This window comes from Variovorax sp. GW823-FHT04B03 (assembly GCF_058796495.1).
The window spans coordinates 538,533-561,074 of record NZ_JBXAIT010000002.1 but is presented as its reverse complement, the minus strand read 5'-3'; the positions used below and the strand labels follow the sequence as shown (position 1 = coordinate 561,074).

Below are 22,542 nucleotides of genomic sequence, written 5' to 3'. Positions count from 1 at the left end.
TCTAGGCGCCTGGGCGAGCGAGGGTCGGAATTGGCAGGTCGACCATCGCGGGCTGTCCCGGCACGGTGCAGCCGGTGTCGCAGCACTTGCCGGGCTGGCGGTTCTTCGTGATGGCGCGGCGCGGGTCGTGCGGCGCGGCGGCCGGCGTGCCGTCGGCCGCGATGCCGCGCTCGAGCAGCCGCTCGACCAGCTCGACCTTCGAGCCGACCGGGTAGTTGCGCCAGATCTCCTGCTTCATCGCCGCCGGCGAGCCGCCGCCGTGCAGGCTGATCACGCTGTACCAACCGCCCTGGTAGCCGGCCGTGAGGTCTTCGATGAAGCGCGCCGTCTCGATGCGCTGTTCGTAGGGAATGGCGGGGTTGGCGCGCAGCACGTCCGACAGGCGTGCCGCGGTCTCGGGGTTGTGGTCTTCGTCGGGGCCGGGCAGGGTGACGATGAGGCCACCGCTCACGTAGTGCGCGATGCGGTGCATGTCGTAGATCTTCGTCGCGAGCAGCAGCTTGCCGATGTTGCTGAACACCGGGTCGGGCATGAAGACCTCGCAGTGGTCATCGACCTTGCCATAGACGCTGGCCGCCACGCCGCAGGCAAAGAAGCTCTCGGTGATGGTGATGAGCTCGACCATCTGCTCGCGCAGGTGGCTTTCCTTGCCGGGGTCGAAGCCGTTGGCCTCGCACATCAGCGCGCCGGCGCCGATCAGCAGGTCGCCGAAGCCGGCGCGGGCCGCGATGCAGCTGTGGCGGTGGTGCGTGGCGTAGCTGTAGGTCAGGTGGCCCGAGTGCTCCCATTCGCCGGCATAGAACACGCGCTCCCACGGCACGAACACGCGGTCGAACATGCATACGCCGGTGCTCTGGCCGTACTTGCGGCTGAAGAGCGCATCGCCGTGCTCGAGCTTTTCGCCGGGTCGACCGGCCGGCCGCGCGACGATGCTGAGTCCGGGCGCATCGAGCGGCACGGCGCAGCAGACGGCGAAGTCGGCGTCTTCCTTGCCCATGTTCCGGCAGGGCATGACCAGCAACTCGTGCACGTAGGGCGCGCCGGTCACGATGGCCTTGGTGCCCGAGATGACGATGCCGCGCGCGTTGCGCTCGACCACGTGCAGGTAGCTGTCGACGTTCGCCTGCTCGTGCGGACGGCGGCTGCGGTCGCCCTTGGCGTCGGTCATGGCGACGCCCAGGGTCAGGTCCTGGTCCTGGATGCGGTGCAGGTAATTGTGGAAGCGCGCGGTGTGCTCGGTGCTGCCGCGCGCGTCGTCGATGCGCGCCGACGCCTGCGCGATGGCGTTGAGCGCGTCGTGCGTCAGGTAGCGCTGGGCGCAGCCGGTTTCCTGGCAGACCAGCCGCACGGCCTCGAGCTTGTTGAGCAGGTCGCCCGAACTCGTGTTGATGTGCGAAAGGCGGTTCACGCGCTTGCCGCTGGTGTGCTGCACGGCGGTCATGAGCGGCGCGTACTCGGACTTGAGCGCGTGGTCGTAGGTGAGGGCGATGGCGTTGATGCCGGGCTGGAAGGCGGGCTCGTCGGCCACGCTGGCGACGCGGCGGCCGTCGACGAACACGGTGGGCGTGTAGCGGCGCAGCGATTCACGGTAGTCGGCGCCGGACATGAGGAGGGCGTCGGAAGGTGGGGCATTCATGCGTGTTGTCTCCAGGGGCTCGTGGGGATTTTTTGGACCGTCGGCGCGAAGATTTAAACACTGTTCAATTTTTAGATCAACGTTCGAAAAAGTGATCGACGACCAGATCGAGGGCTATAGTCCCGCCCATGCACGCCAAGCTCCAACGCCGCCAGACCCTCACCGACGCCCGCCGCGCCCTGGTGCTCGACGCCGCCCGAGCGGTGTTCGCCGAGGCGGGCATCGAGGGCGCGAGCATCCGGGAAATCGCCAAGAAAGCCGGCTACACGCCGGGCGCCATCTATTCGTACTTCGACAGCAAGGAGGCGATCTACGCGGCCTTGCTCGACGAGTCGCTGCTGCGCCTGCAGGCCGCGGTGGCCGACGTGGCGGTGTCTGAGCGCCGGCCCGACCAGACCCTGGCCGCCAAGGCCCAGGCCTGGTTCGACTTCTACGCGGCAAACCCGCGCGACCTCGACCTCGGCTTCTACCTGGTGCACGGCATGCGGCCCCGGGGGCTCACGCACGCGCTCGACCACGAACTGAACGACCGCCTCTACGACGCCCTGCGCCCCTGCGAAGAGGCGCTGCTCGCCTTGGGCCTCGACGCCGACCTCGCGCAGCAGGAGAACACGGCGCTGTTCGCGCACGGCGTCGGCCTGCTGCTGATGCAGCACACGGGGCGCATCCGCATGTTCAGGCAGTCGGCCGATGCGCTGTTCAAGACCTACCTCGCGCAGCTGGTGCAGCGATCTTCCCCTGTGGCAACGGCGGACGATCCCGCGAAACCCGCGCTTTTCGGTGGTACGGTTCAGCCCAGTTCAACCGATACCTGAAAGAAGAAGTCCATGCTGCTCGACGCCACGCAATCCCAACTCGTCCTGGTCGATTACCAGGCGCGGCTGATGCCGGCGGTCTTCGAAGGCGAGGCGGCAGCGCGCAACGCGGCGCGCCTGGGCCAGATGGCGCAATGGGTCGACGTGCCGGTCTGGGGCACCGAGCAGAACCCGTCCAAGCTGGGCGAGAACCTGCCCGAGATCCGCGCCTTCTGCCGCAAGACGCTGGCCAAGATGCATTTCAGCGGCGTGGAAGAGGGGCTCGGCGAATGGCTGCGCCCGCCTGCCAAGGCGGCACCGCAGGGCAATGCCCGCAGCCTGCCCAAGCACCTGCAGAAGCCCCCGGCCGCGGCCGAAGAGCGCAACACCGTCGTCATCGCCGGTTGCGAAGCCCATGTCTGCCTGCTGCAGACCGCGCTCGACCTGCTCGAGGACGAGTTCGACGTGTGGGTCGTCACCGACGCCTGCAGTTCGCGCACCGAGCGCAACCGCGACGCGGCCTTCGACCGCCTGGCTGGCGCGGGCGCGGAGCTCGTGACCACCGAGATGGTCGGCTTCGAGTGGCTGCGCACCGCTGAGCATCCGGCGTTCCGCGACCTGCAGGCGCTGATCCGCTGATCTACTGAATTGCTGTTGAAGGGCGGCCCGGCAAGGGGGCGCCCGGATTGCCGCGGCTGTCAGCTTCCCGCAAGATCGGTCCCCATAATTATGAATTCAGTTTCGGCGCGAGTCCGGAACGGCATCCATAAAACAGGAGACAGATCCCGATGAGCCGCTATGAAGAGTTCTACCGCCAGTCCGTCGACGCGCCCGAGGCCTTCTGGGCCGAGCAGGCGAAGCTGATCGACTGGCACACGCCCGCGCAGCAGATCCTCGACGCCAGCCAGCCGCCGTTCGCGCGCTGGTTCGTCGGCGGCACCACCAACCTGTGCCACAACGCCGTCGACCGGCACCTGGCCGATCGGGGCGACCAGCCGGCGCTGATCTTCGTGTCGACAGAAACCGGCACCGAAAAAAGCTACAGCTTCGCCGAGCTGCATGCCGAGGTGCAGCGCACCGCCGCCAGCCTCGTCGAACTGGGCGTGGGCAAGGGCGACCGCGTGCTCATCTACATGCCGATGATTCCCGAGGCCGCCTTCGCGATGCTGGCTTGCGCGCGCATCGGCGCCATCCATTGCGTGGTGTTCGGCGGCTTCGCCAGCGGTTCGCTGGCCACCCGCATCGAGGACGCCGAGCCCAAGGTGGTCGTGAGCGCCGACGCCGGGTCGCGCGGCGGCAAGGTCATCGCGTACAAGCCGCTGCTCGACGAGGCCATCCGCCTGTCGAAGCACAAGCCCGAGGCCGTGCTGCTGACCGACCGCGGCCTGGCGGCGATGGCGCTGGTGGCCGGCCGCGACCATCTGGCGGGCGAGCTGAGGCAAAAGCACATGGATGCGCAGGTGCCTTGCACCTGGCTGGCCTCGACCGACATCAGCTACACGATCTACACGAGCGGCACCACCGGCAAGCCCAAGGGCGTGCAGCGCGACGTGGGCGGCTACGCCGTGGCGCTGGCCGCGAGCATGAAGCACATCTTCGACGGCCGGCCCGGCGAGACCTACTTCTCGACCAGCGACATCGGCTGGGTCGTGGGCCACAGCTACATCGTCTACGGCCCGCTGATCGCGGGCATGGCGACCATCATGTACGAGGGCCTGCCCACCCAGGGCATCGACCAGCAGCCCGACGGCGGCATCTGGTGGCGCCTGGTCGAGAAGTACAAGGTGACGGTGATGTTCAGCGCGCCCACCGCCGTGCGCGTGCTCAAGAAACAAGACCCGGCGCTGCTCAAGAAGTACGACCTGTCGACCCTGCGCGCGCTGTTCCTGGCCGGCGAGCCGCTCGACGAGCCGACCGCGCGCTGGATCAGCGACGGGCTGGGCGTGCCGATCATCGACAACTACTGGCAGACCGAATCGGGCTGGCCGATGATCACCATCGCCAACGGCGTGGAAGCCAAGCCCAGCAAGTTCGGCAGCCCCGGCGTGCCGATGTACGGCTACCGCATCAAGATCCTGCACGAGTCGACCGGCGAGGAGCTCACCGGCGCGAACGAGAAGGGCGTGGTCGTGGTCGAGGGGCCGACGCCGCCGGGCTTCATGCAGACCGTGTGGAAGGACGACGCCCGCTTCGTCAACACCTACTGGAAGAGCGTGCCGGGCAAGATGGTCTATTCGACCTTCGACTGGGGCATCCGCGACGCCGACGGTTACTTCTACATCCTGGGCCGCACCGACGACGTGATCAACGTCGCCGGCCACCGGCTGGGCACGCGCGAGATCGAGGAGAGCATCTCGGGCCACGCCAACGTGGCCGAGGTGGCGGTGGTCGGCGTGGCCGACACGCTCAAGGGGCAGGTGGCGATGGCCTTCGTCGTGCCGAAAGACGGCCTGGCCGTGACCGATGCCGACGCGGCGCTCAAGCTCGAGGGCGAGATCATGAAGGTCGTGGCCGACCAGCTCGGCGCCCTGGCGCGGCCCGCGCGCGTGCGCTTCGTGAGCGGGCTGCCCAAGACCCGCAGCGGCAAGCTGCTGCGCCGGGCGATCCAGGCCGTCTGCGAGCAGCGCGACCCGGGCGACCTGACCACCATCGACGATCCGGCCACGCTGCAGCAGATCAAACAGTTACTGTCCGCCACCTGACCGCAGGCGCGAATCGGGGTAGGGTTGCGGGCCTTGCGCAGCCGCGTTCTGTCGTCATATGGTTGACGTGGCACAATGCCAAGGTACTCAGGCCCTTCCCCAGCCACAGTCGCATCCGCCAATCGGTCCAGCCGTGTCGCGGAAGGTTTCTTAACCAACTCGTGCTTCCTCCAGGGAAGCGAAGGTCAGCGGATCATGAGCGATTCCTCTACGCCCACGGCGTACACCGCCTATCAAGGCAACACCTACCTCTTCGGCGGCAATGCGCCCTATGTCGAGGAGATGTACGAAAACTACCTCGCCAACCCCGGCAGCGTTCCCGACAACTGGCGCACGTATTTCGACGCCCTGCAGAACGTTCCCGCCGCCGACGGCACCAGCGCCCGCGACGTCCCCCACCTGCCGGTCATCAACGCTTTTGCCGAACTGGCCAAGCAGGGCACGACCCGTGTCGTGCAGGCCAGCGGCGCCGACTCCGAACTCGGCCGCAAGCGCACGGCAGTCCAGCAGCTGATTGCCGCCTACCGCAACGTCGGCGCCCGCTGGGCCGACCTCGACCCGCTCAAGCGCGCCGAGCGTCCCGCCATTCCGGAACTCGAGCCCTCGTTCTACGGCTTCACCGACGCCGACCTCGAGACGGTGTTCAACACCAGCAACACCTTCTTCGGCAAAGAGACCATGTCGCTGCGCGACCTGCTCAATGCCCTGCGTGAAACGTACTGCGGCACGATGGGTGCCGAGTACATGTACACCACCGACCAGAACCACAAGCGCTGGTGGCAGCAGAAGCTCGAAAGCGCCCGCACGAACCCCAAGCTCAGCGCCGAGCAGAAGAAGCACGTGCTGAACCGCCTGACGGCCGCTGAAGGCCTCGAGCGCTTCCTGCACACCAAGTACGTCGGCCAGAAGCGTTTCTCGCTCGAAGGCGGCGAAAGCTTCATCGTCGCGATGGACGAGCTGATCAACCAGGCCGGCGTCAAGGGCGTGCAGGAAATCGTGATCGGCATGGCCCACCGCGGCCGCCTGAACGTGCTGGTGAACTCGCTGGGCAAGATGCCCGCCGACCTGTTCGCCGAGTTCGACCACACCGCCCCCGAAGACCTGCCCTCCGGCGACGTCAAGTACCACCAGGGCTTCAGCTCGGACGTGACCACCCCCGGCGGCCCGGTCCACCTGAGCCTGGCGTTCAACCCCTCGCACCTGGAAATCGTGAACCCCGTGGTCGAAGGCTCGGTGCGCGCCCGCATGGACCGCCGCGGCGACCCGCTGGGCAAGCAGGTGCTGCCCGTGATCGTGCACGGCGACGCCGCCTTCGCAGGCCAGGGCGTCGTGATGGAAACGCTGGCACTGGCCGAGACCCGTGGCTACTCCACCGGCGGCACGGTGCACATCGTCATCAACAACCAGATCGGCTTCACCACCAGCGACCCGCGCGACAGCCGCTCGACGCTGTACTGCTCGGACATCGTCAAGATGATCGAAGCGCCGGTGCTGCACGTGAACGGCGACGACCCCGAAGCCGTGGTGCTCGCCACCCAGTTCGCTCTTGATTTCCGCATGGAATTCCAGAAGGACGTGGTCGTCGACATCATCTGCTTCCGCAAGCTGGGCCACAACGAGCAGGACACGCCTTCGCTCACCCAGCCGCTGATGTACAAGAAGATCGCGGCCCACCCCGGCACGCGCAAGCTGTACGCCGACAAGCTGGCCGCGCAAGGCCTGGGCGACACGCTGGGCGACGACATGGTCAAGGCGCAGCGCGCCGCCTTCGACGAAGGCAAGAACACCGTCGACCCCGTGCTCACCAACTTCAAGAGCAAGTACGCCGTCGACTGGAGCCCGTACCTCAACAAGAAGTGGACCGACGCCGGCGACACGGCCATTCCCTCTGCCGAGTGGAAGCGCCTGGCCGAGCGCATCACCAAGGCACCCGAGAACTTCACCGTGCACCCGCTCGTGAAGAAGGTGCTGGACGACCGCGCAGCCATGGGCCGTGGCGACGTCAACGTCGACTGGGGCATGGGCGAGCACATGGCCTTCGCCTCGCTGGTGGCCAGCGGCTACCCGGTGCGCCTGTCGGGTGAAGACTCGGGCCGCGGCACGTTCACGCACCGCCACGCGGTGCTGCACGACCAGAACCGCGAGAAGTTCGACACCGGCACCTACACGCCGCTGCAGAACGTGGCCGAGAACCAGGCCCCGTTCGTCGTCATCGACTCGATCCTGTCCGAAGAAGCCGTGCTGGCCTTCGAATACGGCTACGCCTCGAACGACCCCAACACGCTCGTCATCTGGGAAGCCCAGTTCGGCGACTTCGTGAACGGCGCGCAAGTTGTGATCGACCAGTTCATCGCCTCGGGCGAAGTCAAGTGGGGCCGCGTCAACGGCATCACGATGATGCTGCCGCACGGCTACGAAGGCCAGGGCCCCGAGCACAGCTCGGCACGCCTGGAGCGCTTCATGCAGCTGAGCGCCGACACCAACATGCAGGTGGTGCAGCCCACCACGGCCAGCCAGATCTTCCACATCCTGCGCCGCCAGATGGTGCGCAACCTGCGCAAGCCGCTGATCATCCTCACGCCCAAGTCGCTGCTGCGCAACAAGGACGCGACCTCGCCGCTGTCCGAGTTCACCAAGGGCAGCTTCCAGACCGTCATTCCCGACAGCAAGGGTCTGAAGGCCGAGAAGGTCAAGCGCCTGATCGCCTGCTCGGGCAAGGTCTACTACGACCTGGCCAAGAAGCGCGAAGAGCAGGGCAGCGACGACGTGGCGATCATCCGCGTCGAGCAGCTCTATCCGTTCCCGCACAAGGCGTTCGCCGCCGAGGTCAAGAAGTACCCCAACCTCGTGGACATCGTGTGGTGCCAGGACGAGCCGCAGAACCAGGGCGCCTGGTTCTTCGTGCAGCACTACATCCACGAAAACATGCAGGAAGGCCAGAAGCTCGGCTACTCCGGCCGTGCCGCTTCGGCATCGCCTGCAGTCGGCTACTCGCACCTGCACCAGGAACAGCAGAAGGCGCTGGTCGATGGCGCATTTGGCAAGCTCAAGGGCTTCGTGCTGACCAAGTAAGAACCGTCCCTTTTCACACGAACACCCTCAAGAACAAAACGGAGCTCACTCCAAATGTCTATCGTAGAAGTCAAAGTCCCCCAGCTTTCCGAATCCGTGGCCGAGGCCACCATGCTCACGTGGAAGAAGAAGGCCGGCGAAGCCGTCGCCGTCGATGAAATCCTGATCGAGATCGAAACCGACAAGGTCGTGCTCGAAGTGCCGGCCCCCTCGGCCGGCGTGCTGGTCGAGATCGTTCAGCCCGACGGCGCCACCGTGGTGGCCGAGCAGCTGATCGCCAAGATCGACACCGACGGCAAGGCCGCCGCCGCGGCACCCGCTGCTGCTGCAGCCCCCGCCGCCGCACCGGCCGCTGCTGCTCCCGCAGCGGCAGCCGCCGCCACCGGCGGTTCGAAGGCCGACGTGGCCATGCCCGCCGCCGCCAAGCTGCTGGCCGACAACAACCTGAAGACCAGCGACGTGGCTGGCACGGGCAAGGATGGCCGCGTGACCAAGGGCGACGTGCTCGGCGCCGTGGCTGCCGGCGCCAAGCCTGCCGCCACCATCGCCGCACCGGCTGCCAAGCCCGCGCTGCAACAGGTCGCCGCGCCCGCCGCACCCGACCTGGGCGAGCGTCCGGAACAGCGCGTGCCGATGAGCCGCCTGCGCGCCCGCATCGCCGAGCGCCTGATCCAGTCGCAATCGACCAACGCCATCCTGACCACCTTCAACGAAGTGAACATGGCCCCGGTCATGGACCTGCGCAAGAAGTTCCAGGACGCGTTCACCAAGGAACACGGCGTGAAGCTCGGCTTCATGAGCTTCTTCGTGAAGGCGGCAGTGCATGCGCTGAAGAAGTACCCGGTGCTAAACGCCTCGGTCGACGGCAACGACATCCTGTACCACGGCTACTTCGACATCGGCATCGCCGTCGGTTCGCCGCGCGGCCTGGTGGTGCCCATCCTGCGCAATGCAGACCAGATGAGCTTCGCCGACATCGAGAAGAAGATCGCCGAGTACGGCAAGAAGGCCCAAGACGGCAAGCTGGGCATCGAGGAAATGACCGGCGGCACGTTCTCGATCTCGAACGGCGGCACCTTCGGCTCGATGCTCTCGACCCCGATCATCAACCCGCCCCAGTCGGCCATCCTGGGCGTGCACGCCACCAAGGACCGCGCCGTGGTCGAAAACGGCCAGATCGTCGTTCGCCCGATGAACTACCTCGCCATGAGCTACGACCACCGCATCATCGACGGCCGCGAAGCCGTGCTGGGCCTGGTCGCCATGAAGGAAGCGCTGGAAGATCCGTCGCGCCTGCTGTTCGACATCTGATCCGGGGAGCAAGAACCAGATGGCAAACAAGCAATTCGACGTCGTCGTCATCGGCGGCGGTCCTGGCGGCTACATCGCGGCGATCCGCGCTGCGCAGCTCGGCTTCAACGTGGCCTGCATCGACGAGTGGAAGAACGGCAAGGGCGGCCCCGCACCGGGCGGCACCTGCACCAACGTCGGCTGCATCCCCTCGAAGGCGCTGCTGCAATCGTCGGAGCACTTCGAGCAGGCCGGCCACCACTTTGCGGACCACGGCATCAAGGTCGAAGGCCTCGGCCTGGACATCGACAAGATGCTGGCCCGCAAGGACCAGGTCGTGAAGCAGAACAACGACGGCATCCTGTACCTGTTCAAGAAGAACAAGATCAGCTTCTTCCACGGCCGCGGTTCGTTCGTGAAGGCGGACGACGCCGGCTACGAGATCAAGGTGGCAGGCGCCGCTGAAGAATCGATCAGCGGCAAGCACATCATCGTCGCCACGGGCTCCAACGCCCGCGCGCTGCCGGGCACGCCGTTCGACGAGGAAAACATCCTCTCGAACGACGGCGCGCTGCGCATCGGCGCGGTGCCGAAGAAGCTGGGCCTGATCGGCTCGGGCGTCATCGGCCTCGAAATGGGCTCGGTGTGGCGCCGCCTCGGTGCCGAAGTCACGGTGCTCGAAGCACTGCCGACCTTCCTGGGCGCCGTGGACGAGCAGATCGCCAAGGAAGCCAAGAAGGCCTTCGACAAGCAGAAGCTGAAGATCGAACTCGGTGTGAAGGTCGGCGAGATCAAGTCGTCGAAGAAGGGCGTGAGCGTCGCCTGGACCAACGCCAAGGGCGAAGCCCAGACGCTGGAAGTCGACAGGCTGATCGTCTCGATCGGCCGCGTGCCCAACACCATCGGCCTGAACGCCGAAGCCGTGGGCCTGAAGCTGGACGAACGCGGCGCCATTGCCGTGGACGACGACTGCAAGACCAGCCTGCCCAACGTGTGGGCCATCGGCGACGTGGTGCGCGGCCCGATGCTGGCGCACAAGGCCGAGGAAGAAGGCGTGGCCGTGGCGGAGCGCATCGCGGGCCAGCACGGCCACGTGAACTTCAACACCGTGCCGTGGGTGATCTACACCAGCCCCGAGATCGCGTGGGTCGGCCAGACCGAGCAGCAGCTCAAGGCCGCGGGCCGCGCCTACAAGGCCGGCACCTTCCCGTTCCTGGCGAACGGCCGCGCACGCGCGCTGGGCGACACGACCGGCATGGTCAAGTTCCTGGCCGACGCCGCCACGGACGAGATCCTGGGCGTGCACATCGTGGGCCCGCAGGCCAGCGAGCTGATCTCCGAAGCCGTGGTGGCGATGGAGTTCAAGGCCAGTGCCGAAGACATCGCGCGCATCTGCCATGCGCACCCGTCGCTGTCGGAAGCCACCAAGGAAGCGGCCCTGGCCGTGGACAAGCGCACGCTCAACTTCTGATCTCCGGTTCTTGAGCGAACCCGGCCCCGATCGACCCTCGCGGGGCGGTCGGGGCTCTCCATTTTTGAAGCGATCCGATCCCTTGAGCGTCAAACAGGCTTACGAAGCGGAACTCGCGGCACGCGGGTTCAAGAGCGATCCCGCACAACTCGCGGCCGTCGAGGCGCTCGACCGCTGCGCCACCGAGTGGGGCGAGTACAAGGCCCGGCGCTCCAATGCGCTGAAGAAGCTCATCAACCGGCCGGAACTGCCGCGCGGCGTCTACATGTACGGCGGCGTGGGGCGCGGCAAGAGCTTCCTGATGGACCTGTTCTTCAACGCCGTGCCGCTGCGGCGCAAGACACGCCTGCACTTCCACGAGTTCATGCGCGAAGTGCACCGCGAGCTGCGCGACCTGCAGGGCACCGTGAACCCGCTCGACGAGCTGGGGCTGCGCATCTCCAAGCGCTACAAGCTGATCTGCTTCGACGAGTTCCACGTCGCGGACATCACTGACGCGATGATCCTGCACCGGCTGCTCGTGGCGCTGTTCGACAACGGCGTGGGCTTTGTCACCACCTCGAACTTCAAGCCCGACGACCTGTACCCCGGCGGCCTGCACCGCGACCGCATCCTGCCCGCCATTGCACTGCTCAACCAGAAGCTTGAGGTGCTGAGCGTGGACAACGGCACCGACTACCGGCGCCGCACGCTGGAGCAGCTGCGCATGTACCTCACGCCGAACGACGCGGCGGCCGAGAAGGAAATGCGCCACGCCTTCGACAAGCTGGCCGAGACGGCCGACGAGAACCCGATCCTGCACATCGAGCAGCGCGAGATCCGCGCGCTGCGCAAGGCCGGTGGCGTGGTGTGGTTCGATTTCAAGACGCTGTGCGGCGGCCCGCGCTCGCAGAACGACTACCTCGAGATCGCGAGCCAGTTCCACACCGTGCTGCTGTCCGACGTGCCGCACATGCCGGTGCGCATGGCCTCGGAAGCACGCCGTTTCACCTGGCTGGTCGACGTCTTGTACGACCGGCGCTGCAAGCTCATCATGTCGGCCGAGGTTCCGCCCGAGGCGTTGTACACCGAGGGGCCGCTGGCGCACGAGTTTCCGCGCACGGTGTCCCGGCTCACCGAAATGCAGTCGAGCGAATTCCTCGCCCTGGAACGCCGCATCGTCGACACCCGACTCACATGAAAAAAACCGCTCTTGCCCTGTTCCTGGCCCTGGCCAGCCTGCCGCTGTGGGCCCAGTCCAATGCGGCGGCGGGCAACGCCGACCTCGAGGCCGAACGCAGCCGCCTGGCGGCCGAGCGCGAGGTCATCGAGTCGCGCTACGCGAAGGAGCGCGCGGCCTGCTACAAGAAGTTCGCGGTCGAAGACTGCCTGCGCGAAAGCCGCAGCCGCCGTCGCAAGGAAACCGACCACATCAAGCGGCAGGAAACCGCGATCAACGACATCCAGCGCCAGCGCAGCGGCGCGGCCGAGCTGCAGAAGCTCGACCAGAAGGCCGCCACCCAGCGCCCGCAGGATTCGCGCGAACAGCGCGAGAAGTCGCAGGAAGACCAGAAGGCGCGCGAGCAGCGCGCCGCCGACCACGCCGCGAGCCGCGCCGCGACCGCGGCTGACGCGGCCGAGCGCCAGCGCCAGTTCGAGAACAAGCAGAAGGCCCATGCCGACGAGCAGGCCAAGGCGGCGCAGCGCCGCGCCGAAGCGCCGGCCGCGACCACGCGCTTCGAGGACAAGCAGAAGCGGGCCGCCGAACACCGTGCCAACCGCGAGCGCCAGAACGCCGAGCGCACCAAGCCGCGCGGTGCGCCGTTGCCACCGGCACCGGCGGCTTCGTCGCCCTGATCCTTGAAAGAGGGCGGGCGCTCAGGCCGCCGCGGGCAGCCGGTCGAGCTTGAGCACCGCGATCGAGATGTTGTCGCCCGTGCCGCGCGCACGGCGCCGTGCTTCTCCCACCAGGATTTCCACCGCATCGCGCGGCGGCTGCGCGTACAGCACGCTGGCCAGTTCCTCGGGTGAGAAGTAGTGCCACAGGCCGTCGCTGCAGGCCATCAGCAGGTCGCCCGGCTGCAGCTTGGCGATGTGGTGCGGATCGACGGGCGGCGGCGTGGTCGTCATGCCCAGGCAGCCCAGCAGGATGTTGCCCTGCGGATGGATGTTGGCCTCGGCCTCGCTGATCTGGCCGCGATCGACCAGCGCCTGCACGTACGAATGGTCGCGCGTGCGCTTGACCAGCGCGCCGTCGTTGAAGTGATAGATGCGCGAGTCGCCCGCATGAATCCAGGCGCAGTCGCCCTTGGGGTTCATCAGGAAGGCGGCCAGCGTGCTGTGCGGTTCCTGCTCGCTCGACAGCGCCGTGAGCTTGATCACGGTGTGGGCGTCTTCGAGCAGCTGGCGCAGCACGACGGCGGGGTCGTCGCGCTCGGGGCTGTAGCGGGTGAAGAGCTGGCGCGCGGTCATGAGCACCTGGTCGGACGCCTTGCGCCCGCCGCTGCGCCCGCCCATGCCGTCGGCGATGACGCCGAGCACACAGCCCGGCGTGCGTGGGTGGCTCATCAACAGCACCTGGTCCTGCTGGTAGGGGCGGTCCCCCTTGTGGAGGCCGGTGGCGGCGGCGAGTCGAAAGCCTTGGGTCATGAGCGCTGGGGCGCCAGAGGCGCGCTTTCTGTCTTCTCTGGGGTTCGTGTCAGGACGTATTATCGAATGAACACGCGCGGCCCCATGCGGCACGCGCACCCCCACCGTTGGACTCCAATCTTCATTCCCTTTCCCGTCAGCTGATCGAGCTGCGCATTGCGCATGCCGACCTCGACGCCACCATCGACCGGCTCTCGGAAGACGGCGCGCCGCAGGACGAACTGCTGATGCGCCGCCTGAAAAAGCGCCGTCTCGCCCTGCGCGACCAGATCGCCCAGCTCGAGAACGCGCTCGACCCGAAAGAACCGGCGTGACGTCGCCGCTCGAAAACCAGGTGCGCGATGCGTTCGCGCAGGACGGGGTGCTGTCGCAGGCCGCCGAGCAGTTCCGCGAGCGCGGCGGCCAGACCGAGATGGCGATGGCCGTGGCCCGCACCATCTCCGACGGCGGCATGCTCGTGGTCGAAGCCGGCACCGGCGTGGGCAAGACCTTCTCGTACCTCGTGCCGGCGCTGCTGAGCGGCGAGCGCGTGCTGCTCTCGACCGCCACCAAGACCCTGCAGGACCAGCTGTTCGGCCGCGACCTGCCGCGCCTCGTCGAGGCCTTCGCACTGCCGATACGCACGGCGCTGCTGAAAGGGCGGGGCAGCTACCTGTGCCTGCACAGGCTCGACATGGCGCGCCACGACGCCTCGCTGCCCGAGCGCGGCAGCCTGCGCACGCTGGCGAAGATCGAGCAGTGGTCGAAAGCCACGCGCACCGGCGACCTCGCCGAACTGCCGGGTCTCGACGAACGCTCGCCGCTGATCCCGCTGATCACGTCCACGCGCGAGAACTGCCTGGGCGCGCAATGCCCGCAGTTCAAGGCCTGCCACGTCAACCTGGCGCGGCGCGAGGCGCTGGCGGCCGACATCGTGGTCATCAACCACCACCTGTTCTTTGCCGACCTCGCGGTGCGTGAGACCGGCATGGCCGAGCTGCTGCCGACCGTGAGCGTCGTGGTGTTCGACGAGGCGCACCAGCTCAACGAGACCGGCGTGCAGTTCCTGGGCGCGCAGCTCGGCAGCGGGCAGGCGCTCGACTTCGCGCGCGACATGCTCGGCGCGGGCCTGCAGCATGCGCGCGGGCTGGTCGACTGGCAGCAGCTGGTGGCGGCGGTCGAACGCGCGGCGCGCGAGCTGCGGCTGGTGGTCGGCAAGCAATGGCCGGGCGCCAAGCTGCGCTGGATCGGTCCTGCTCCCGAGGGCGTGAATGCCGAAGCCTGGCAGGGCGCACTCGACGACCTGCAGGACGCCTTCGTGCTGGCCGCCGACGGGCTGGACACGGTGAGCGAGATCTCGCCCGACTTCGTGCGCCTGCACGAGCGCGCGCGCCAGCTCGCCAAGCGCACGGCGCGCTTCGCGCAGCCGTGCGAACTCGACTCGGTGCGCTGGGTCGACGTGGGCACGCAGCTGCGCCTGATCGAGTCGCCGCTCGACATCGCCGATGCGATGCGCAAGCGGGTGCTCAAGCTGGCCGACGAGCCCGTGGAGTCCGATTTGCCCTATGGCGACGATGAGGAAGACCCCGAGCACGGCGCCGTCCCACCGCCACCGCAGGAAGACAGCCGCCGCGCCTGGGTCTTCACCTCCGCCACGCTGGGCGACGACCCGACGCTGCGCTGGTTCACCGAACCCTGTGGTCTGCGCGATGCCGAAGTGCTGCGCGTGCAGAGCCCCTTCGACTACGCCTCGCAGGCGGCGATCTACGTGCCGCGGGCCTTTCCGAAGCCCAACGATCCCACGCACAGCCAGCAGGTGGCCAAGCTGGCCGCGCACGGCGCCGCGGAGCTCGGCGGGCGCACGCTGGTGCTCACCACCACGCTGCGCGCGCTGCGCACCATCGGCGACGCGATGCGCCAGCAGTTCGAACTGCTGCAGACAGAAGCGCGGCCCGAGGTGCTGGTGCAGGGCGAGCTGCCCAAGCGCGTGCTCATGGACCGCTTCCGCGAAGGCGCGAGCAACGGGCGCGCGGGCTGCGTGCTGGTCGCGTCGGCCTCGTTCTGGGAAGGCTTCGATGCGCCGGGCGACGCGCTGCAATTCGTGGTGATCGACAAGCTGCCGTTTCCGCCGCCCAACGATCCGCTGGTGGAGGCCCGCTCGCAGCGACTCGAAGCGCAGGGGCGCAGCTCGTTCAGCGACTATTCGCTGCCCGAAGCGGCCGTGGCGTTGAAGCAGGGGGCGGGGCGCCTCATCCGCCGTGAAACCGACAGCGGCGTGCTCGCAATCTGCGACACGCGCCTCGTGGCGATGGGCTACGGCCGGCGGCTGCTGGCGGCGTTGCCGCCGATGCGCCGGCTGGAAACCGAAGCGGATTTCGAGAGCGCGATCGACGCGCTCAGGAAACCCTATTGATATCTACCGGGAGGCGCTGGATTACCAGAGCTTCCACCAGGGGTCGGTGCTGCCCTTGAAACCGTTCGCCAGGTAGGTGCTCTGCGGGTAGTTGGTGGTGAGCACGCGTTGTGCATCGTCACGCAGGTCCTTCATGCCGAGCGCGTCGTACGACTTCACCATGATGTACAGGGCTTCTTCGAGCGCCGGCACTTCGCGGTAGTCGGACAGCGCGATCTGTGCCCGGTTGATGGCCGCCAGGTAGGCACCACGCGAGTAGTAATAGCGCGCCACGTGAACTTCGTACTGCGCGAGCGAGTTCACGATGTAGTTCATGCGCTGACGCGCGTCGGGCGCGTAGCGCGACTCGGGGAAGCGCGTCACGAGGTCACGGAAGGATTCGAACGATTCCTTGGCGGCCTTCTGGTCGCGCTCGGACAGGTCCTGGCGCGTCAGGAACGCGAACATGCCCAGGTCGTCGTTGAAGTTGATCACGCCCTTCAGGTAGAGCGCGTAGTCGAACGCCGGGCTGGCCGGGTGCAGCTTCATGAAGCGGTCGAGCGTGGCGATGGCGTTGGCCTTTTCGCCGGCCTTGTGCTGGGCGTAGGCCTTTTCGAGCTGGGCCTGCTGGGCCAGCGGCGTGCCGGCGGCACGGCCTTCGAGCTTCTCGTACAGCGGCACCGCCTTGTCGTAGGCGCCGGAGCCGACTTCGTCCTTGGCTTCCGAGTAGATGCGGTTGGGGCTCCAGTTCGCGGTCTTGTCTTCCTTGGTGGTGGAACCGCAGCCGGCGACGAGAAGGGCCGCCGCGCTGAGCGCGATCCAGGCAGGGACCGATAATTTGGCGCGAAACATCACATACGGCTTTCGTGAAACAGTTGCCCTCAATTATATCGACCGACCCCCTGACCGATCCCCCGGAAGGGCCTGAACCTGAAGAGGGCGCTGATCTCGCGGAGCCCAGCGAGCTACGGCCGTTCGCCATCGACCAGGCGCAGCACGGGCAGCGGCTCGACCGCGCCCTGGCGGCGCTGGTGCCCGAGTTTTCGCGCAGTTACCTTCAGCAACTCATCGAGGCCGGCGCCGTCGAGCTGCAAGGGCGCACGCTCACCAAGGTCTCTGCCACGGTGCGCGCGGGCCAGTCGGGGCGCATCGAACTGCGGCCGACGCCCCAGAGCCAGGCCTTCCGGCCCGAGGCGATGGAGCTGGTCACCGTGCACGAGGACGAGCACCTGCGGATCATCGACAAGCCGGCCGGCCTGGTGGTGCACCCGGCGCCGGGTCACTGGAGCGGCACGCTGCTGAACGGGCTGCTGGCGCTCGACCCGAAGGCCGTGCTGCTGCCGCGCGCGGGCATCGTGCACCGCCTCGACCGCGACACCAGCGGCCTGATGGTGGTGGCGCGCACCCGGGCTGCGATGGATGCCATGGTGGCGCTGATCGCCGCGCGCGACGTGAAGCGCCAATACCTGGCGATGGGCCACAAGGCCTGGGAGGGCGCTGCGGCCCGGCAGGTCGATGCGCCGATCGGCCGCGATCCGCGCAACCGGCTGCGCATGGCGGTGGTCGACCTGGAGCGCCACGCGGGCAAGACCGCGCGCACCCTGATCGAGCGGCTCGACAGCCACACCGACGGCTGCGCGGTGCGCTGCACGCTCGAAACCGGCCGCACCCACCAGATCCGCGTGCACATGGCGTCGATCGGCCATCCGCTGGTCGGCGACGCGCTGTATGGCGGCGCGCCCGCGGCGGGGCTGTCGCGGCAGGCGCTGCATGCGTTCCGGCTGGCGTTCGTGCATCCCGTCACGCAGCAGGCGATGGAGTTTCGTTCGCCGCCGCCGTCCGATCTGGCGCAGGCTTTGCAGACCTGGGGGCTGGATTACAATCGCGCCTGACGGCCCGAGGGCCGCGCCGGCCACCCGAGCCGGCCTTGCGTTGCACTCGCCGCGTGCCGGCAACGCCTACCCCTTCCATCCATCTGAACAAGCGTCGCCAGGCGCCTTTTTCCGGATAACGCGAACCATGAATACGGCGGATGCCAAGCGCATTCTCGAAACCGCCTTGATCTGTTCGAGCCAGCCGCTGCCGGTGCGCGACATGCGCGTGCTGTTCGACGAGGAGCTGGGCGTGGACACGATCAAGGTGCTGTTGCTCGAACTGCAGGAAGACTGGGCGCAACGCGGCCTGGAGCTGGTGAGCGTCGGCAGCGGCTGGCGTTTCCAGAGCAGGCCCGAGATGCGCGATGCCCTCGATCGCCTGCATCCCGAGAAGCCGCCGCGCTATACGCGCGCTGCGCTCGAGACGCTGGCCATCATTGCCTACCGGCAGCCGGCCACGCGCGGCGACATGGAAGACATCCGCGGCGTCACGATCAACTCGTTGATCCTGAAGCAGCTCGAAGACCGCGGCTGGGTCGAGGTGATCGGCCACCGCGAAACGGTCGGCCGGCCCGCGCTCTACGCGACCACCCGCCAGTTCCTCGACGACCTGGGTCTGGCCTCGCTGGACCAGCTGCCGTTGGTGGAAACGCCCGCGCAGCAGGCGGCGCTGGTTGACGCACTGCAGCAGGCCGCGGGCGACCAGCCGGGGCTGCCGATCGACGGCGATGCGGCGGAAGAGGCCGTTGCGGAATCTGCAGAGCCCGCAGCGCTGGTGGATGGAGAAGAAGGTGTGCAGCCCGAACTCGCCATGGTCGATGCGCCGCCCGAGTCGGCTGAGCTGGCAGAAGTCGTTTCGACCGATGCGGCGGAGTTCGCCGAAGAGGTGGTGGCGATCGCCGAGGCCGCCGAGCCCGTCGATGAGGCGCTGCCTGTGTCCGCGCCAGAAACCGGCGAGCCGCCCGCCGAAACCGACGTGGCCGCCGCGCCTGAAGAACCCGAATCCGACGTCCCGTCCCCCGCAGCGGACGAGACCGACCCCCACGACCCCCACGCTGTTTCTCCCGGAAAAACCCCATGAGCTCATCCGACACCGACGACGCAGCGATGCTGCCGGTCGAACCCGAAGTCAAAAAGCGGAAGCGGGCCGCCACGCCCAAGAAGGTGACGGAAGTTGCTGTTGAATCCGTCGCTGCGCCCGCAGAGCCGGCAGGGGCCGAGGCCGGGGAAGCGCCGAAGAAGCCGCGTGCACCCCGCAAGAAGAAGGTGGTCGAGGCGCCGGCTGCCGATGAGCAATTGGTGAGCGCGGCGGAAGTCGCTCCTGCTGCGGAAGCTCCCGCGACGGTCCAGCCCGATGTGGCGCCCGTGGTTGCGGAAGCCGTGGCAGCCGAGGCAGACGAGCCGGCACCGGTCGAAGCACAGCGTCTCCAGGCGTCCGACGAAGACCAGGACGACGACCGTGGGGACGACGAAGACGACGAGGAAGACGAGCCCGACGAAGAGGAAGACGACCTCGACCGCGCCCGTCGTGCCGCCGAGCGCGAGCAGCGCAATGCGCCGCCGACCGAGCCGATCCGTTTTGCCGACGTCATCTCCGGCCAGTTCGACGCCGACGAAGAAAGCCCCGAGGTCCCGCCGCTCAAGCGCGTGCTGCTGCCCGAGGCCGATTCGCCCAAGCTGCACAAGGTGCTGGCACAGGCCGGCCTCGGCTCGCGCCTCGAGATGGAGCAACTCATTCTGCAGGGGCGCATCTCGGTCAACAACGAGCCGGCCCACATCGGCCAGCGCATCCAGTACGGCGACCAGGTCAAGATCAACGGCAAGCCGATCCGCTACCGCATCGCACCGCCGCCGCCGCGCGTGATCGCGTACCACAAGCCCGTGGGCGAGGTCGTCACGCACGACGACCCGCAGAACCGCCCGACGGTGTTCCGCAAGCTGCCGCGTCTGCAGCAGGGCAAGTGGCAGTCGGTCGGCCGGCTCGACCTGAACACCGAAGGCCTGCTGCTGTTCAGCAGCTCCGGCGATCTGGCCAACCAGCTCATGCATCCGCGTTTCGGCCTGGAGCGCGAGTACGCGGTGCGCGTGCTGGGCGCGCTCACCAGCGAAGAAAAGAAGAAGCTGCTCGAGGGCGTGCGCCTGGACGACGGCATGGCGCAGTTCGGCACCATCGAAGACGGTGGTGGCGAAGGCTCCAACTGCTGGTACCGCGTGACCATTTCCGAAGGCCGCAATCGCGAGGTGCGCCGCCTGTTCGAGTCGGTGGGCCATGCGGTCAGCCGGCTCATCCGCATCCGCTACGGCGCGATGGTGCTGCCGCGCGGTCTCAAGCGCGGTGCCTGGATGGAGCTCGATGAGCGCGACATCCAGGCGCTGTTCCAGGCTTCGGGCGGTGCGCAGGCGCGACCGGCGGGGCCGTCGCAACGCGGTCCCGGCGGGCCGGAGGGTGGCGGTCGCAACGGCCGGAACAAGAAGCGCCGCGGCAACAACAACAACAACAACCGCAACGGCGGCATGGGTGGCGGTCAGCCGCGTGAAGCGCGCGGTGAAGCGCCGATCCCGAGCCCACTGGGTGACGGTCGTCCGCCGCGCGGTGAGCGTGGAGGGCGCGGTGGTCCCAATCGGGGCGGTGGCAACGGTGGCCCGCCACAGCAGGGGCGCCGCGGCAACGCAGGTCCCGGCAACCGTCAGGGCGGCCAGGGGCAAGGGCAGGGCGGCGGTGGCAACCGGTCGGCGGGTGCTGGCGGTGGCGGCGGTGCGAACCAGCCCGATCCGATGAAGACCTCGCTCGGCTACATCGGTGCCGACAGCTTCTCGCGCCAGCGCAAGGAACAGCGCGGCGGTCCGGGACGCCGCGGCGGTGGTGGCGGCTCGCAAGGCGGCGCCGGTGGCTTTGGCGGTGGTGGCGGCGGACGCCGCCGCGGACGCTGAAAGCCAGCCGTCGGAGCGCGGCCTTTCGCGGGGTTTTCACCAATCCCGCAGGTCGCGCCGGTTAAAATCAGAGGCTTTGTCGACGTGCCACGAAACAAACTCGTTGCAGTTGTGACAAAACACTTCAAAATCAAAGCTCAGGAAGCATTTCAATGGCTATCGAACGTACCCTTTCCATCATCAAGCCCGACGCCGTCGCCAAGAACGTCATCGGCAAGATCGTTTCCCGCTTCGAGGCTGCCGGCCTCAAGATCGTCGCCGCCAAGCTGGTTCACCTGTCGCGCAACGAAGCCGAGCAGTTCTACTCGGTGCACAAGGAGCGTCCCTTCTTCAAGGACCTCGTCGAGTTCATGATCTCGGGCCCCGTGTTCGTGCAAGTGCTCGAAGGCGAGAACGCCATCGCCAAGAACCGTGACCTGATGGGCGCCACGGACCCCAAGAAGGCAGCCGCCGGCACCATCCGCGCCGACTTCGCCGACAGCATCGACGCCAACGCCGTTCACGGCTCGGACGCGCCCGAAACGGCTGCCAACGAAGTGTCGTTCTTCTTCGCCGGCCTCAACGTCTACGCACGCTGAAGCCGTTGCTCGCCTGAATTCATGACCACAGCCAATCTGCTCGAATTCGATCTCGACGGGCTGGCTGCGTTCTGCGAAAAACTCGGCGAGAAAAAATTCCGCGCCACGCAGCTGTTCCGCTGGATCCACCAGCGTGGCGCCAGCGACTTCACCCAGATGACCGATCTGGCGAAGTCGCTGCGCGAGAAACTCGCGACTACCGCGCGCGTGGAGGCCCTGTCGGTCCTCACGCAGCATGAATCCAAGGACGGCACGATCAAGTGGCTGTTCGACGTCGGCGGCGGCGATGCGGTCGAGGCCGTGTTCATCCCCGAAGACGATCGCGGCACGCTGTGCGTGTCGTCGCAGGCCGGTTGCGCCGTGGGCTGCCGCTTTTGCTCGACCGGGCATCAGGGCTTCAGCCGCAACCTCACCACGGGCGAAATCGTCGCCCAGCTCTGGTTCGCCGAGCACTTCCTGCGCAAGCACCTGAATCGCAGCGAGCGCGTCATCTCCAACGTGGTGATGATGGGCATGGGCGAGCCGCTGCAGAACTACTCTGCGCTGGTGCCCGCCTTGCGCACCATGCTCGACGACAACGCCTACGGGCTGTCGCGCCGCCGTGTCACCGTGTCGACCTCCGGCGTGGTGCCGATGATCGACCGCCTGGGCACCGATTGCGCCGTGGCCATGGCTGTCTCGCTGCATGCGCCCAACGATGCGCTGCGCGACGACCTCGTGCCGCTCAATCGCAAGTACCCGATCGCCGAACTGCTCGAGGCCTGCAAGCGCTACCTCGTGCATGCGCCGCGCGACTTCATCACCTTCGAATACTGCATGCTCGACGGCGTGAACGACCAGCCCGAACATGCGCGCCAGCTGATCGAGCTCGTGCGCAAGCACGACGTCTCGTGCAAGTTCAACCTGATTCCGTTCAACCCGTTCCCGGCGTCGGGCCTGCTGCGCTCGCCGCAGCCGCGCGTGCTGGCCTTTGCTCGCACGCTGAGCGAAGCGGGCCTCGTGACCACCGTGCGCAAGACGCGCGGTGACGACATCGACGCCGCCTGCGGACAGCTCGCCGGCGACGTGAAAGACCGCACCCGTGCGGCCGAGCGCATGGCCCAGCGCCGTGCGGCGGTGGCCGAGCGCCCCGTCGTTCTGCACCCGACCCGCGCCAAGACCCCCAAGACCACCGTTCCCCAGGAGCATTGACGCA

Annotated in this window: 18 protein-coding genes; 15 read left to right on the top strand and 3 right to left on the bottom strand. The window is 67.5% G+C overall.

What is annotated here, in order from left to right; all coding sequences use genetic code 11:
* Nucleotide 1: 1 nt before the first annotated feature.
* Entirely contained in the window at nt 2–1,636 is a 1,635-nt protein-coding gene (locus AC1RAD_RS11425; protein WP_492734844.1) for a 4-hydroxyphenylacetate 3-hydroxylase family protein, read from the bottom strand.
* 128 nt (nt 1,637–1,764) lie between these two features.
* On the opposite strand from AC1RAD_RS11425, the gene AC1RAD_RS11420 reads away from it, so the two are divergent.
* The 8 genes from AC1RAD_RS11420 (at nt 1,765) to AC1RAD_RS11385 (ending at nt 12,801) form a co-directional block, all read left to right on the top strand.
* Complete coding sequence (locus tag AC1RAD_RS11420; protein ID WP_492734843.1) at nt 1,765–2,451, top strand: TetR/AcrR family transcriptional regulator; 687 nt, start codon at nt 1,765–1,767, stop codon at nt 2,449–2,451.
* Between the two features lie 12 nt (nt 2,452–2,463).
* Entirely contained in the window at nt 2,464–3,069 is a 606-nt protein-coding gene (locus AC1RAD_RS11415) for an isochorismatase family protein (RefSeq protein ID WP_492734842.1), read from the top strand.
* 149 nt (nt 3,070–3,218) lie between these two features.
* On the top strand, nt 3,219–5,132 hold the full coding sequence (locus AC1RAD_RS11410; RefSeq protein ID WP_492734841.1) for a propionate--CoA ligase: 1,914 nt from the start codon (nt 3,219–3,221) through the stop codon (nt 5,130–5,132).
* A 195-nt stretch (nt 5,133–5,327) separates the two neighbouring features.
* Nucleotides 5,328–8,204 carry a 2-oxoglutarate dehydrogenase E1 component gene (locus tag AC1RAD_RS11405; protein ID WP_492734840.1) on the top strand — a complete coding sequence of 959 codons (2,877 nt, stop codon included), beginning with the start codon at nt 5,328–5,330 and terminating at the stop codon, nt 8,202–8,204.
* Nucleotides 8,205–8,258: 54 nt separating this feature from the next.
* Nucleotides 8,259–9,515, top strand: coding sequence for a 2-oxoglutarate dehydrogenase complex dihydrolipoyllysine-residue succinyltransferase (gene odhB, locus AC1RAD_RS11400; RefSeq protein WP_070061019.1), 1,257 nt, complete (start codon nt 8,259–8,261; stop codon nt 9,513–9,515).
* Nucleotides 9,516–9,534: 19 nt separating this feature from the next.
* Nucleotides 9,535–10,965, top strand: a complete 1,431-nt coding sequence (gene lpdA, locus AC1RAD_RS11395) for a dihydrolipoyl dehydrogenase (RefSeq protein ID WP_492734839.1) — start codon at nt 9,535–9,537, stop codon at nt 10,963–10,965.
* 82 nt (nt 10,966–11,047) lie between these two features.
* On the top strand, nt 11,048–12,145 hold the full coding sequence (zapE, locus tag AC1RAD_RS11390; protein WP_062480826.1) for a cell division protein ZapE: 1,098 nt from the start codon (nt 11,048–11,050) through the stop codon (nt 12,143–12,145).
* A complete protein-coding gene (locus AC1RAD_RS11385; protein WP_139706286.1) occupies nt 12,142–12,801 on the top strand; it encodes a hypothetical protein in 660 nt (219 codons plus the stop codon). Before zapE ends, AC1RAD_RS11385 begins: the two co-directional genes overlap by 4 nt.
* Nucleotides 12,802–12,822: 21 nt before the next feature.
* Here AC1RAD_RS11385 and AC1RAD_RS11380 read toward each other — a convergent pair whose 3' ends face one another.
* Nucleotides 12,823–13,593 (bottom strand): PP2C family protein-serine/threonine phosphatase, encoded by a 771-nt coding sequence (locus AC1RAD_RS11380; RefSeq protein ID WP_095745659.1) that lies wholly within the window; start codon nt 13,591–13,593, stop codon nt 12,823–12,825.
* Nucleotides 13,594–13,700: 107 nt separating this feature from the next.
* On the opposite strand from AC1RAD_RS11380, the gene AC1RAD_RS11375 reads away from it, so the two are divergent.
* Both AC1RAD_RS11375 and yoaA read left to right on the top strand, forming a co-directional pair.
* Nucleotides 13,701–13,907, top strand: coding sequence for an HP1242/YdcH family protein (locus tag AC1RAD_RS11375; RefSeq protein ID WP_492734838.1), 207 nt, complete (start codon nt 13,701–13,703; stop codon nt 13,905–13,907).
* Complete coding sequence (gene yoaA, locus AC1RAD_RS11370; protein WP_159271532.1) at nt 13,904–15,985, top strand: DNA repair helicase YoaA; 2,082 nt, start codon at nt 13,904–13,906, stop codon at nt 15,983–15,985. Before AC1RAD_RS11375 ends, yoaA begins: the two co-directional genes overlap by 4 nt.
* Before the next feature lie 21 nt (nt 15,986–16,006).
* Here yoaA and AC1RAD_RS11365 read toward each other — a convergent pair whose 3' ends face one another.
* A complete protein-coding gene (locus AC1RAD_RS11365) occupies nt 16,007–16,816 on the bottom strand; it encodes an outer membrane protein assembly factor BamD (RefSeq protein WP_070061014.1) in 810 nt (269 codons plus the stop codon).
* A gap of 23 nt (nt 16,817–16,839) precedes the next feature.
* Here AC1RAD_RS11365 and AC1RAD_RS11360 point away from each other — a divergent pair, with 23 nt between their 5' ends.
* From AC1RAD_RS11360 to rlmN, 5 genes are all read left to right on the top strand, one after another.
* Nucleotides 16,840–17,856 (top strand): RluA family pseudouridine synthase, encoded by a 1,017-nt coding sequence (locus AC1RAD_RS11360; RefSeq protein WP_492735230.1) that lies wholly within the window; start codon nt 16,840–16,842, stop codon nt 17,854–17,856.
* 127 nt (nt 17,857–17,983) lie between these two features.
* Nucleotides 17,984–18,919, top strand: coding sequence for an SMC-Scp complex subunit ScpB (gene scpB, locus AC1RAD_RS11355; RefSeq protein WP_492734837.1), 936 nt, complete (start codon nt 17,984–17,986; stop codon nt 18,917–18,919).
* A complete protein-coding gene (locus AC1RAD_RS11350; RefSeq protein ID WP_492734836.1) occupies nt 18,916–20,769 on the top strand; it encodes a pseudouridine synthase in 1,854 nt (617 codons plus the stop codon). The genes scpB and AC1RAD_RS11350 overlap by 4 nt, the downstream gene beginning before the upstream one ends.
* A 152-nt stretch (nt 20,770–20,921) precedes the next feature.
* Nucleotides 20,922–21,347, top strand: a complete 426-nt coding sequence (gene ndk / locus AC1RAD_RS11345) for a nucleoside-diphosphate kinase (RefSeq protein WP_013542117.1) — start codon at nt 20,922–20,924, stop codon at nt 21,345–21,347.
* 21 nt (nt 21,348–21,368) lie between these two features.
* A complete protein-coding gene (gene rlmN, locus AC1RAD_RS11340; protein ID WP_062481976.1) occupies nt 21,369–22,538 on the top strand; it encodes a dual-specificity RNA methyltransferase RlmN in 1,170 nt (389 codons plus the stop codon).
* The last annotated feature ends 4 nt before the right edge of the window (nt 22,539–22,542 follow it).